The 12,758-nt window shown below is 63.5% G+C and carries 9 protein-coding genes; 6 read left to right on the top strand and 3 right to left on the bottom strand.

The window, feature by feature from the left end:
• Positions 1–145: 145 nt before the first annotated feature.
• Positions 146–1,207 carry an AraC family transcriptional regulator gene (locus AABB87_RS18190; protein WP_341972681.1) on the bottom strand — a complete coding sequence of 354 codons (1,062 nt, stop codon included), beginning with the start codon at positions 1,205–1,207 and terminating at the stop codon, positions 146–148.
• Between the two features lie 149 nt (positions 1,208–1,356).
• Here AABB87_RS18190 and AABB87_RS18185 point away from each other — a divergent pair, with 149 nt between their 5' ends.
• The 3 genes from AABB87_RS18185 (at position 1,357) to AABB87_RS18175 (ending at position 5,230) form a co-directional block, all read left to right on the top strand.
• Positions 1,357–3,663, top strand: coding sequence for a fatty acid desaturase (locus AABB87_RS18185; RefSeq protein ID WP_341972680.1), 2,307 nt, complete (start codon positions 1,357–1,359; stop codon positions 3,661–3,663).
• Between the two features lie 161 nt (positions 3,664–3,824).
• Positions 3,825–4,007 (top strand): hypothetical protein, encoded by a 183-nt coding sequence (locus AABB87_RS18180; RefSeq protein ID WP_341972679.1) that lies wholly within the window; start codon positions 3,825–3,827, stop codon positions 4,005–4,007.
• Positions 4,008–4,282: 275 nt separating this feature from the next.
• A complete protein-coding gene (locus AABB87_RS18175; RefSeq protein WP_341972678.1) occupies positions 4,283–5,230 on the top strand; it encodes a carbohydrate kinase family protein in 948 nt (315 codons plus the stop codon).
• 108 nt (positions 5,231–5,338) lie between these two features.
• On the opposite strand, the gene AABB87_RS18170 is transcribed toward AABB87_RS18175, so the two are convergent.
• A complete protein-coding gene (locus AABB87_RS18170; protein WP_341972677.1) occupies positions 5,339–7,684 on the bottom strand; it encodes a putative bifunctional diguanylate cyclase/phosphodiesterase in 2,346 nt (781 codons plus the stop codon).
• Between the two features lie 542 nt (positions 7,685–8,226).
• On the opposite strand from AABB87_RS18170, the gene AABB87_RS18165 reads away from it, so the two are divergent.
• Together AABB87_RS18165 and AABB87_RS18160 are read left to right on the top strand one after the other, a co-directional pair.
• Entirely contained in the window at positions 8,227–9,135 is a 909-nt protein-coding gene (locus AABB87_RS18165) for a PEP-CTERM sorting domain-containing protein (protein WP_341972676.1), read from the top strand.
• A gap of 339 nt (positions 9,136–9,474) precedes the next feature.
• Positions 9,475–9,900: a CHRD domain-containing protein gene (locus tag AABB87_RS18160; protein WP_341972675.1), complete on the top strand. Its 426-nt coding sequence runs from the start codon at positions 9,475–9,477 to the stop codon at positions 9,898–9,900.
• 297 nt (positions 9,901–10,197) lie between these two features.
• On the opposite strand, the gene glmS is transcribed toward AABB87_RS18160, so the two are convergent.
• Positions 10,198–12,069 carry a glutamine--fructose-6-phosphate transaminase (isomerizing) gene (gene glmS, locus AABB87_RS18155; protein ID WP_058718440.1) on the bottom strand — a complete coding sequence of 624 codons (1,872 nt, stop codon included), beginning with the start codon at positions 12,067–12,069 and terminating at the stop codon, positions 10,198–10,200.
• 141 nt (positions 12,070–12,210) lie between these two features.
• Between glmS and AABB87_RS18150 the strand changes: the two genes are divergently transcribed.
• Positions 12,211–12,690, top strand: a complete 480-nt coding sequence (locus AABB87_RS18150) for an Lrp/AsnC family transcriptional regulator (RefSeq protein WP_058718439.1) — start codon at positions 12,211–12,213, stop codon at positions 12,688–12,690.
• The last annotated feature ends 68 nt before the right edge of the window (positions 12,691–12,758 follow it).

Raw genomic sequence — 12,758 nt, 5'->3', positions numbered from 1 at the left:
ACCTACAGGATCGCCATTTGAAACCTGCCTTGGAAAGCTCTGAGCCTGGGACTGCACACATGCGTGTATGCAAGCGCTCATGCGCAGCGGCAGGAGAGAGCCCAAGGGCGGCTATCCGTGCCCCGCACCGGCCGACGCACGCCACTCAATCCCGCGTCTTTGATACATCGGCGCACGCCGCCCGGTAGTCCGAGGGCGACATGCCTTGCCAACGCCGGAAGGCACGGCGGAAATTGGCCAGGTCGGTGTAGCCCAAGAGGTAGGCCACTTCCTGCACCGTCAGCTGGCCGCGCTGCAGATGCTCGCTGGCCAAGCTGCGCCGCAGGTCTTCGGTGATTTGCCGGAAAGAGGTCCCCTCCTCCAGCAGCCGCCGATGCAAGGTGCGCTGACCCAGATGCAGCTGGCGCGCCACCAAGGGCAGGCCTGGAAGGCCGGCGCTTGATTCGAGCAGCAGGCGCTGCACCCGCGCCGTGGTGCTTTGCTGGCTCGCGAGGCGGAGCCGTTCGCGCTCACACAGCTGCTCGGCTTGCGCATAGGCGCTTGCATCCGCGGCGCTCAGGGCTTCATCGGCCCGCGCGATGGGCAAAACCAGGCCGCTCCAACTGCTGGACCAGGCCAGCTCGCAGCCCACGAGCTGGCGGGCAAAGTCGGCATAGGCGGGCGCCGGCATGGCGAAGGCCACGCGGCTGACCGGGCCGCTGGACAGCCCGCTGCTCATTCCATGCCCCACCCGGTTGAACTCCAGCGCATGTTTGAGCGCCAGCAGCACCGCCTCCAGCACCGAGCGGCGCGCGCTGCCCAGGGCAATCGGCTCCAGCACCACCAGGCGCAGCTCATGGCGATGCACTTGCACGGCCAGCGAAACCAGCGAGGTGCGCAGCCCGATATAGCGCACCAGCAACTCGATCACCTGGCGCAAAGAGCCGCCGCTCATGGCCGCAAAACCCAGCACGCCAAGGGTGTTGATGCGTAGCCGGTCGCCGACCAACAAGCCCAGCGCCGGCTCCTTGGTGATCGCGATGGCGCCCTCCACCAAGCGGGCAAAAGCGTCCATTGGCAGCTCGGGCAAATCGAGCTCCAACTGCGCCGGCCGCAGGCCGCCGCGCGCCAGCCACTGCGCCACATCGCCCCCCACGGCAGCCACATGCTCAGCGATCTGGCGGATGTAGAGCGACTGCAGCTGGATGGTTTGGATGTGCTTGGGCATGCGTCCGACTCTATCGGGTGAACCCGGGGCGGGCGCCGAATTGTCAAAAAATGACCTCCGCTTGTCAACGCTGGACCTCGGCAAAGCAGGGCCGACTTTCTAGCATCGAGACACAACAGCCGTGATGCACACGGCCAGGAGACAAAGACATGCCGATCAATACCAAGACCACGATCAAGACCGCGCCCAAGCCGGCGCCCCATGTGGCGCTGATCAATGCCACGCGCATCCTCGTGCAGGCCGACGAGACTCTGCTGCAGGCCGCGCTGCGCCAAGGTGTGGAGATGCCCTACAGCTGCCGCGTCGGCGGCTGCGCCAGCTGCAAGTGCAAGCTAACCAGCGGGCAGGTCAAACAACTAACCGAGACCAGCTATCTGCTCAGCGACGAAGACCTGGATGCCGGCATGATCCTGGCCTGCCAAAGCGTCCCTTTGTCCGATGTACGCATCGAGCTCGCACCCCTTGCCCAAGCGCAGCGCCAGCGTGTGGCCGGGCATGTCATCGCGCAAGAGCGCCTGACTCAGGACATCACCCGCCTGCGTATCCAACTGGCGCAGCGCTTGAGCTTCCAGGCCGGGCAGTTTGCAGAGCTCGAACTCGCCACCTTGCCGGGTGTGCAGCGCAGCTACTCTTTTGCCGCGCCCTGCAGCGCGGATGCACAGGTGGAGTTCTTTGTGCGGCAGGTGCCGGGCGGCGCCTTCTCCACCCTGGTCAATCAACAAGAGCTGCTGGGCCAGTCGGTGCAAATTGAAGGCCCGCTAGGCCAGTTCACCCTGCGGCCGGCCGATGCGCCTCTGCTGATGGTGGCTGGCGGCAGCGGCCTAGCGCCGGTGCTGGCGATCTTGCAAGAGGCCCTGGCCACCGGCGTGACGCGCCCAGTGAGCCTGCTGTTTGGCGCCCGCAAGGCCAAGGACTTGTATGCGCTGGACGAGATCGCCGAGCTCGCCGCGCTGTGGCCCGCAGCCTTCAACTTCGTGCCGGTGCTGTCCGAGCCCGAGTCCGAGGCCAATGACGCCTGGAGCGGCGCTCGGGGCTTGATCACCGAACACCTGCTCGCCGCCCTGCTGCCCGGCGCCCACGCCTATCTGTGCGGGCCGCCAGCCATGATTGATGCGGCAGCGGCCCTGCTGCAGCGACACGGCGTGGCGGCCGAACACATCCATGCCGACCGCTTCACCACCCAGCACGATGCCGCCGCTGGCCTCACTACTGCTGCGGCAGCGGCTGCGGCTGCGCCCGCATCTCAGAGCGAGGCGACGACGCAGCGCGCCAGCATCCCTGCACCTGCCGCGCCAACGCCGGCGGGTGTGCTGGATTATCTGAAGTACGCCTTGTTTCACGCCGTGGGCCTGAGTGCAGCGGCAGCGCTGCTGGCCGGCGGCAGCTGGATCACGCTCTGCCTGCTGACGGTACTCGGCTTCTACATCGTGGGCGACGCTGTTCTGGGCGAGGACAGCCGCACACCGCAGTTCAAGTATCCGGGCCTGCTGACCGCGCAGCTCTGGCTCGCCTTGCCGCTCTTGCTGCTGATCTGCTTCGCCGCCGTGTGGGGTGTATCGGAGGGCGACCCGCTGGGCTTTGGCGCCTGGCTCAGTGGCTGGAGTGGCTACGACTTACTGGCCGCGCGCGCGGCCACGGACTGGCCTCACCATGTGTCGGCCGCCATCCTCACCGGCCTGATGATTGGCATGGTGGGCACCATCACCGCCCATGAGCTGACACACCGCACCTGGGACCCGGTCTCGATGGGGGTGGGCCGCTGGTTGCTGGCCTTCAGCTTCGACACCATCTTTGCCATCGAGCATGTCTACGGCCACCACCGCTATGTCTCGACCATTGACGACCCGGCCACCGCGCCGCGTGGCCGCAATGTCTATGCGCATGTGCTGATCTCGACCGTGCGGGGCAATGTCAGCGCCTGGCAGATCGAAACCCGCAGCCTGCGCCGCCGCGGCCTGCCGCGCTTCGGGCTGCACAACGCGGTGATCCGCGGCCACCTGATGAGCTTGGGGCTGGTGGCGCTGGCCTGGGCCATGGGCGGCGCAGCGGCGGCGGGCTTCTTCGTGCTGTGCGCGCTGTGGGGCAAGGCTCTGCTGGAGATCGTGAACTATATGGAGCACTACGGCATGGTGCGCGACCCGGCCACGCCGGTGCAGCCGCGCCACTCCTGGAACACCACCAAGCGCATCAGCTCCTGGTCCATGTTCAATCTGACCCGCCACTCGCATCACCACGCGCAGGGCGAAGTGCCCTTCCACGAGTTGCAGCCCTTGCCCGACTCACCCCAGATGATCAGCGGCTACCTCACCACCATCGTCGTGGCCCTGATCCCGCCGCTGTGGCATGCGCTGATGGCGCCCAAGCTGCGGGAGTGGGACAGCCGCTTTGCCTCGGAGGACGAGCGCGACTTGGCCCGCCGCGCCAATGCGCGCATGGGCTTGGCACCGTTTGCCTGAGCAGTTAGTGCCAGGCAACGCAGTGATCTGCCGGCCATTCATGAGAAATAGTGCCGGATTAGTGATTACCCTAGGTTTTGTCATAGGGTTTTCACCAAGTTTGTCGACACTTCTTCCATCGACAAGCCATTCGCGCTGTCATTGAAGAGGCAAAGCACATCATGAGCAGCATCCCCAACTTCCTGAGCCAATCAGAGCAATACTTGATCCAGATGGGCCTGCCCCAAATCGGCGAGACCAGCGGCAAGACACGTGGCCTGGGCGAAATGACCGAAAGCCTGGGCTTGGCGGCCCTGTGCGTGGGTTTCAGCCTGACCAGCTTGGTGGCGGTGCTGAGTCTGTAACTCTCTCGGGGCGCGCATATACAAACCCGAGCCTGGAGCAGGCTCCGGGTTGAGAAATTGACTGAGCGGCAGCAAGCCCGCTTTCAGGTCCATCAGTCGGCATTACGGTCGCAGGGAGCGACACCACCAGCGGCCATTGCAGCCAAGCCAAACAGACCCCTGATGGCGGGCACGAGACAATCGCCAAACGCCTGACGAAAAAGAGTCCGGCCCGCAAGGTGGAGCACCACCTCATCGCTGCCAGCGACCCATGCTGGCGACGCTCAAGGACTGATATGCCGGACCACTTTCCCAAATTCGTCGCCATCGGCGAGGCGCTGACCGATTTGATTCGGGTGGAGGGCGAGCAATGGCTGGCCAAGACCGGCGGCTCCACCTGGAATGTCGCTCGCGCCGCAGCCGCGCTCGGCCTGCCCAGCGCCTTTGCCGGCGCGATCAGCCAATGCCATTTTGGCGATGCGCTTTGGCAAGCCAGCCAGGCCGCCGGCCTAGACCTGCGCTTTTTGCAGCGGCTTGACCGCGCGCCCCTGCTGGCCGTGGTGCCGCAGAGCGCGCCGCCCAGCTATTTCTTCATCGGCGAGAACAGCGCCGACTTGCATTTCGACCCGGCCGCGCTGCCCCCGGGCTGGCAGGCCGAGTGCCAATGGGCGCACTTCGGCGGCATCAGCCTGGCGCGCGATCCGCTGGCGCCGCGCCTGCTTGATTTGGCCGAGGCATTGCACGCGGCTCAAGTCCCCATCAGCTATGACCCCAACTTCCGCAACGCGATGGGCCCGGGCTATTTGGCGACCTTTGAGCGCATGTGTCGCTTGGCCCAAGTCATCAAGCTGTCCGATGAAGACTTAGGCGGCCTGCTGCCCGACGTAGCGCCAGAGCAGGCCTTGGCTCAGGCGCGCGCCTGGAACCCTGCCGCGTGGTGGCTCTACACCTTGGGCTCAAAAGGCGCGGAGTTGTTGACGCCTCAAGGCTGCTGGCGCGCAGTGCCCCCGCCCATTGACGTTGTGGACACCGTCGGTGCGGGTGACGCCAGCATTGCTGGCTTGGTCGCCAGCCTGCTGCGCCAGCCTTCAGACTTGCCACCCAGCCATCTGGCCTACGCCGTGGCTGCCGGTACAGCAGCGTGCACGCAAACGGGAGCCACACCACCGTCACTCGATGTCGTGCTGACGCTGAAGTCTCAGGTCAGCATTTCGGCGTGCAGCCCGCCCACAACGGTGCGATGAGCGAGGTGAAGGCTTAGACCCGAACAGCCACGGTGCGAAGCGCCTCTGCAAACCAAGGCTCACGCGACGGTTCGCATTGCGCAAGTGAGCGCCTTGGTCTGCAAGCCCTTACGCTTGAGCTGAAACCGTGGCCCCACACCAGGCCGCATCAGGCCGCCACGTGGCCACCCACGCGGGCATCTGCTCCGCGGGCATGGGCCGGGCAATGCCGTAGCCCTGCGCTAACTCACAACCCAGTTGCAGCAGCGCCGCGCCATGCGCCACGGTCTCTACGCCCTCGGCAATGACCTGGCGCCGAAAGGCCACGGCCAGCCCGATCACGCCTTGCAGAATGGCCAGGTCATCGGGGTCGTCCAACATGTCCCGCACAAAGCTCTGATCGATCTTGAGCAAGGCCACGCGCAAGCGTTTCAAGTAGGTGAGTGAGGAGTAGCCGGTGCCAAAGTCGTCCAGCGCGCACTTCACGCCGAAGGCGGCGCAATCCTCAATCACACTGGACACTAATGCGATGTCTTCCAACGCGCTGGTCTCCAGCACTTCCAGCTCCAGGTCGCTCGCACGCACCTGGGGATGCTTCGCCAGAATCGCTTTCAGCCGATCCACAAAATTCATTTGCTGCAACTGGCGTGCGCCGATATTGACGCTCACCGGCAGATGCAAACCGCTGGCCTGCCACACGCCCATTTGGTGCAAGGCGGCGTCAATCACCCACTCGCCCACGGCGACGGCCAGCGGATGGTCTTCAATCAGCGGCAGAAAGGTGGCGGGGGCCAACAAACCTTTTTCCGGGTGCTGCCAGCGAATCAAGGCCTCGGCACCCACGACCTGGCCACTGCGCATATTGACCTTGGGTTGGTAGTGCAGCACAAACTCGCCTTGCGCCAACGCCAGGCGGATGCGCTCCAGGCTTTCATGGTGGCCGCGCAGATTGCTGTCTTTTGCGGCATCGAAGACGTGGTAACGACTCTTGCCTGCCACTTTGGCCTGGTACATGGCCTGGTCGGCCTGACGCAAGAGTTGATCGGCATCGATGTCCTCGGCCTGCGGGTAGAAGGTCACGCCCAGACTGGCCGAAACCTGCAGCAGCAAGTCGCCCACCTGCACAGGCGATGCGGCGGCCGTCAGCAAGCGATTCAACAAGGGCTCACCGATGGCGGGTTCGGCCAAATCAACCAGCACCGCCACGAACTCGTCCCCACCGATGCGTGCCAGCGTATCGCCATCACGCAGCGCGTCTTTCATGCGGGTGGCCAGATCAATCAACAAGCGGTCGCCGACGTTGTGTCCGTGACGGTCGTTCACGGCCTTGAAGCCATCCAGATCCAGGTAGACCACCGCCAGCTGTTGGCCGCGCCGGTGTTCTTGCGCCATGGCCAGCTGCAGTCGATCGGCTAGCAAGGATCGGTTGGGCAGATTGGTGAGCGCATCAAAGTGGGCGATGTGCTCAAGCTGGTTTTGCTGCTCTTTGCGCTCGATGGCGATGCTGGCCAGGTTCGCGACTTGTTCAATCAGGTTGATATCGGCCTGCTCAGGCGTGTTTGGCCCGCGGTGGTAAATGGCAAAGGTACCGAGCACCTTGCCCACCGAGCTGTGGATAGGCTGCGACCAGCAAGCACCCAAGCCCGCACTGCTCGCAAGCCCCTTGTACAGAGCCCAATAGGGGTGCGTGGCAATGTCGTCCACGACAACGCGCTTGCCGGTAAAAGCCGCGGTTCCGCAAGAGCCCACGCCTAGGCCGATGGTCACACCGTCGAGTGCCGCGTTGTAGAAATCAGGCAGGCTAGGCGCCACGCCTTTGCCGAGATGGAGGCCGTCAGCGTCGAGCAGCAAGATGCTGCACAGCATGCCTGGGTGGAGTTGCTCAACCCCCCGCACAATGGTTTCAAGCAAGGTGGCCAGAGGCTTGTTTGCGGCAAGCAACTCCAGGGTTTTGCTGCGGAAGCGTTCGTAGTGCTCGGCTAATTTTCGCTCGGTGATGTCTTGCACCAGCCCGGCCAAACGAACGACCCGGCCGCTTTCATCGCGCTCCGGAAACCCCCTGACCAGGCAGGGGCGCTGCTCTCCGTTGGGCTGCACGGACATCAACTCCATCTCGTACGGTGTGCCGTCCAACAAGAGTTTGTCAACGGCGGCATACAGCAGCTGCACGGACTGCGGCGTGTACAGCTCGACCTGCTCCTCCAGGTTCGGCGTCCCCAGGGCGGGGTCGCGCCCGTAGATGCGGAACATTTCCGGCGACCAGGTCGTGATGTTGCTGCCGACCTCCCACTCAAAACTGCCGATACGCGCCAGCTTTTCGGTGCGCTCCAGCATGGCCTTGCTGCGCTGCAAGGCCTCTTCCTTGCGCTTACGCTCGGCGAGTTCTACGCACGAGTTGGCAACACCCTCAAGCGCCTTGTCTGGCGCGCGGGAGGTGGCATCGAGGGAGACAGCGTCGGCGGGCGATTTATCCATGCTGGACGAGCTATTTGGGGCCGCGCCGATAGAGCCAAAAGCGCGGTACAGGGGTGGCAAAGTGCCCTCGATTCATCTCGCGGGCACTTTGCGATGGTAGCCGCCTAGGGTTTGGACGGTTAGGAAATTCAACTGTTCCGTTGAAAGTATCTCCGCACGGGAACCGCCGCCCCGTCGAGCAATCTCCTTGGAAAGGCCGGCTGGCCACGGCTAAGCCGGCTAGCGGTGAGGCAAGAGCTAGCAACTGAAAATCAGCTTTGCCGACATGGCAGCAGCGCTCAGCCTGCTGCCCGATAACTGCAACAGCAGTTTCAGCCTCAAGCGACTATTTAATCCTTGTGAGCAGCATTTCAGCAGCCGCTTCGGCCCCAGGCCAAAAGGCGGCAGTATTTGGCAAATGAGGATCTGCACCCCTCTACTGCAGGGATAGACCGCTGACAAGGGCCCCAGACAATGGCTCTGCGTGGGACGGTAAGCAAGACCCAGCAACCCCTTGGGCTCTTGTGGCCTTGCTTGTCAACTAACCTGAATGGAATTTATCCATGTTGAAGAAATTTGCCGTGATTGGCACGGCATCCCTGCTGGCGCTCAGCCCTTTGGCCGCTCAAGCCGGCCTGACCTTGAGTAGCAGCTATGCGCTGGCGGCTGGCTTGGGCGCATCGAGTAGCAACTTCAATCCTCAAGGCATGGGCTTTGATGCCTCGGCCAATGAATTGCTCTTCGTGCAGCAATCAACGAACAGCATTGTGCGCACAGACTTGAGCGGCAACATCGTCGGCAACCGCACCATCGGAGCGATCCAGTATTCCGGCAGCGGCACGACGAATACAGCCAACCATGTGGTCTCGGTGGCGGCCGACGCGGACTACTACTATTTCAGTGACTACACCGCCAACAGCAACGGCAAGGACATCTACCGAATCGGCAAGACCACCGGGGCCGCGAGCGTCATCTCGGCCGAAACGGCGGCCTTTGGCGGCGACCCGATCGACGTTCGCGGCGGCATGCTCTATCGCACCAATTCATCCTCAACTTACGGTTTCAGCAATCTGCATCAGATTCGCACGTCATCGATCGCCGCCCCCGACACCACCCTGGCCACTTTGACCCTGGGCGGCGCTGGCATTGCCGACTTTGCGGTGGACACCCTGCACTCGTCGATCTGGGTGCTTGACTACCTTGCCAGCGCGTCCATCCGGCGCTTTGACATCAGCACCGGCGCTTTGCTTGACACTTATGCGCTGGGCGTGGATGGCCTCACTGCCGGCCTGACTTATGCCAATAACAAGCTCTATTATTACGACTGGAACCAGGGCAACGGCAGCGTTTTGAAGACCTACGCGACTGGCCTCGCAGATGCCCCTTCTGCTGTGCCTGAGCCTAGCTCGCTATTGCTGCTAGGTGCGGCCATGGGTGCGCTCTTCTTCGTCCGCCGCCGCAAACAAGCCTGAAATCCCGCCAATGCCTCGCCACTCGATGCGAAGCAACGCGACTCAGACGAGGGCTGCTGCGGCAGCCCTTTTTTCATTGAATGCCCGCCGCTGCAGTTGGGCCTTGGCGGCGGGCATTCAGGCCAAGCTCGGCTGCAATCACACAGACGCCGACAGGGAGCCAGTCGAGGAGCCTATAGAGCGGGTCAGGTCTTGAACTTGACGCCCCCTCGCGTGCCGCCAGTTGGCGGCGAGGATCAGGCGATGACCCTCGCGCTTGCAGGGGGGCTGCTACTCGCGCATGATGCCAAGGGCTAGCCGGCCCCCGGTCCGCCCTCGACCACTCGACATCGGAGACTCATGATGAGCAAGACTTCGCACCGCCCTCGCTTCACCGCCTCGCTCGCCGCACTCGTCATCACCCTCGCATCCGGGGCTGCGCTTGCAGCCGACTTGGTGCTGACCGGTGCCAATGAAGTCCCGCCGGTGACGACGACCGCGAGCGGTACGGGCAGCATCAACATCGCGGCCGATGGCACGGTCAGCGGCAGCGTCAAAACCACTGGCGTCAAAGGCACGATGGCGCACATCCACCGAGGCGCCGCCGGCAAAAACGGCCCGGTCCTCATCCCGCTGACGGCGGGCTCGGAAGGTGAATGGCTCGTGCCCGCAGGCGCCAAGCTCGACGCCGAAGGCATGAAGGCCTACCAGGCCGGCGAGCTCTACATCAACGTCCACAGCGAGGCCAACAAGGGCGGTGAGCTCCGCGTGCAGCTGAAGCCTTAAGGCTCGTCGCCCTGTCGGCGCGCGCGTCAGCTCAAACGCCGATCGCGACGCACCGTCACTCGAAAAGAAGAAAAGGCGCCGCGGCGCCTTTTCCTATTTGTCGACTACGTCGAGTCAGCACGGGTGCGCTGAGCCCTCATCCCAATGCTGCATCTCAGGGCACTGACATTTCGTCATTTGCCCTCCTGCCCAGTGGCTGTTTTGCCGCGAAGCGACTATGTTTCTTGGGAGCAGATTTGGCTCTTTTTGGCACGACTCTATTTCACAAGAACATGCCAAAAAATGCGCCCCTAACGCTTATTCCACAGTGACACTTTTTGCGAGGTTTCTGGGCTTGTCGACATCGGTACCGCGCGCGCAGGCGGTGTGATACGCCAGCAACTGCAGCGGCACGGTGTGCAGGATGGGGCTCAGGGCACCGTAGTGTTCGGGCATGCGGATCACATGCAAACCGGCTTCGCTTTCAATCTGCGTGTCGCCGTCGGCGAACACGTACAGCTGGCCGCCGCGGGCGCGGACTTCTTGCATATTGCTTTTCAGCTTTTCCAGCAAGGTGTCGTTGGGGGCCACTGTCACCACAGGCATCTCGGCCGTCACCAAGGCCAGCGGGCCGTGCTTGAGCTCACCCGCGGGGTAGGCCTCGGCGTGGATGTAGCTGATTTCCTTGAGCTTGAGCGCGCCTTCCAGGGCGATGGGGTAGTGCAGGCCACGACCCAAGAACAAGGCGTTTTCCTTGCGGGCGAATTCTTCGCTCCAGGCGATGACTTGCGGCTCCAGCGCCAGCACGGCTTGCACGGCCACGGGCAGATGGCGCAGTGCCTTCAGGTGCTCGGCTTCTTGTTCTTCGGTCAAGAAGCCGCGGGTTTGCGCCAGCGCCAGCGTCAGCATGAACAGGCCCACCAACTGGGTGGTGAAGGCCTTGGTGGAGGCCACGCCGATCTCGGCGCCGGCGCGGGTGATGTAGGCCAGTTCGCACTCGCGCACCATGGCGCTGGTGGCCACATTGCAAACCGTCAGCGTGTGCTTCATGCCCAGGCTGCGGGCATGTTTGAGGGCGGCCAGCGTGTCGGCCGTCTCGCCGCTTTGGCTGATGGTGACAACCAGGGTACGCGGGTTGGGCACGCTGTCGCGGTAGCGGTACTCGCTGGCGATCTCCACGCTGGTGGGGATTTTGGCGATCGATTCCAGCCAGTACTTGGCGGTGGAGCCGGAGTAGAAGCTGGTGCCGCAAGCCAAGATCAACACCGAGTCGATTTCTTTGAAGATGCTGTAGGCGCCGTCACCAAACAACTCAGGGCTGATGCCCACCACGCCTTCCAGGGTGTTGGCGATGGCCTCGGGCTGCTCGAAGATTTCCTTCTGCATATAGTGGCGATAGGGGCCCAGCTCGGCCGCGCCGCTGTGGGCGTGCACCGTGCGCACGGGGCGCTCGGCGGGCTCATAACGGCCTGTCTCAGCGTTCAGCGTGCTGATCCAGTAGCGGCCCAGCTGCAGGTCCACCACATCGCCCTCTTCCAGGTAGACGATCTGGTCGGTCACACCGGCCAGGGCCATGGCGTCGGAGGCAACAAAGTTCTCGGCGTGCGCGGCGTCCATGCCAAGGCCCAGCACCAGGGGCGAGCCCTCGCGGGCGGCAATCACGCGGTGCGGTTCATCGCGGCAGAACACGGCCACGGCATAAGCGCCCTTCAGGCGCGGCAAGGCTTGCTGAACGGCTTCGAGCAGGTCGCCGTTGTAGAGGTGGTCCACCAGATGGGCGATCACCTCGGTGTCGGTCTGGCTGCTGAACTGGTAGCCCTTGAGCTTGAGTTCGGCGCGCAGCTCATCATGGTTCTCGATGATGCCGTTGTGGACCAGGGCGATGCGACCGACGCTGTCGGCGCTGGCGCCCGGGCCTTGCGAGAAATGTGGGTGGGCGTTGTGCACGGCCGGCGCGCCATGAGTGGCCCAGCGGGTGTGGGCGATGCCGGTGCCGGAGACGATGCCGTCCTCGGCCGCCAAGCCCATCAACTCGGCCACGCGGGAGGTGCTGCGGGCGCGCTTCAGGCTGCCGTCTTGATGCACGGCCACACCGCAGGAGTCATAGCCGCGGTATTCCAGGCGCTTGAGGCCTTCGATCAAGATGGGGACGATATTGCGCTGGCTGACCGATCCGACGATTCCACACATGATTTGCTGCTCTCGCGTTGACTTGAATGGCTTGCATCGTAGGCAGTCAGGCGAAATCTTTGCTTTCAAAATATATGCATTTTTGAAACAATCATTCAGCAGTCAATTTTCAAGAACAATAATTTCACGAATGACAAAAATATGAATGAATTATTGAATCTCGACGCCGCGGACTTGCGCATCCTTGATCTGCTGCAGCGCGATGCGGCGCAGTCCAACCAGGACTTGGCGGCCGCCGCCCATGTGTCGCCCGCCACCTGTTTGCGGCGCGTCAAGCGCTTGGTGGATGCCGGCATCATCACCCGGCGCATTGCCTTGCTCGCGCCCGAAAAGCTGGGGCCTAGCCTGAGCGCCATCGTCGAAATCACCCTGGACCGCCAAGGCGCCGAGCATCTGGCCGCCTTCGAAGCCAAGGTGCAGCAAGACGCGGCGGTGCAGCAGTGCTACCGCGTCTCGCCGGGGCCGGACTTTGTGCTGATCTTGCAAGTGGCCGATATGCCGGCCTATCACGCCCTGGTACAGCGCCTATTCACACAAGACGCCAATGTGCGCAATGTGAAGGCGTTTTTCAGCGTGTTCCGCGCCAAGTTCGAGCCCAGCGTGGCGCTGCCTCAGGGCTGATCGGGCTGATCGGGCCAGCAGGCCAGCGCCGGCCAAAACGGCCCTGCTGCGGCCCAGCAGCCACCGAG

The organism is Roseateles sp. PN1, assembly GCF_038419725.1.
Lineage (GTDB): Bacteria > Pseudomonadota > Gammaproteobacteria > Burkholderiales > Burkholderiaceae_C > Paucibacter_A.
This window is presented reverse-complemented; position numbering and strand designations above follow the sequence as displayed.

What these genes read in the sequence shown, in the direction of transcription:
- AABB87_RS18160 (WP_341972675.1), top strand. Translation starts at nt 9,475, where the DNA reads ATGATGAGCAAGACTTCGCACCGCCCTCGCTTCACCGCCTCGCTCGCC.
- AABB87_RS18190 (WP_341972681.1), bottom strand. Translation starts at nt 1,207, where the DNA reads ATGCCCAAGCACATCCAAACCATCCAGCTGCAGTCGCTCTACATCCGC.
- AABB87_RS18180 (WP_341972679.1), top strand. Translation starts at nt 3,825, where the DNA reads ATGAGCAGCATCCCCAACTTCCTGAGCCAATCAGAGCAATACTTGATC.
- AABB87_RS18175 (WP_341972678.1), top strand. Translation starts at nt 4,283, where the DNA reads ATGCCGGACCACTTTCCCAAATTCGTCGCCATCGGCGAGGCGCTGACC.
- glmS (WP_058718440.1), bottom strand. Translation starts at nt 12,069, where the DNA reads ATGTGTGGAATCGTCGGATCGGTCAGCCAGCGCAATATCGTCCCCATC.
- AABB87_RS18185 (WP_341972680.1), top strand. Translation starts at nt 1,357, where the DNA reads ATGCCGATCAATACCAAGACCACGATCAAGACCGCGCCCAAGCCGGCG.
- AABB87_RS18165 (WP_341972676.1), top strand. Translation starts at nt 8,227, where the DNA reads ATGTTGAAGAAATTTGCCGTGATTGGCACGGCATCCCTGCTGGCGCTC.
- AABB87_RS18170 (WP_341972677.1), bottom strand. Translation starts at nt 7,684, where the DNA reads ATGGATAAATCGCCCGCCGACGCTGTCTCCCTCGATGCCACCTCCCGC.
- AABB87_RS18150 (WP_058718439.1), top strand. Translation starts at nt 12,211, where the DNA reads ATGAATGAATTATTGAATCTCGACGCCGCGGACTTGCGCATCCTTGAT.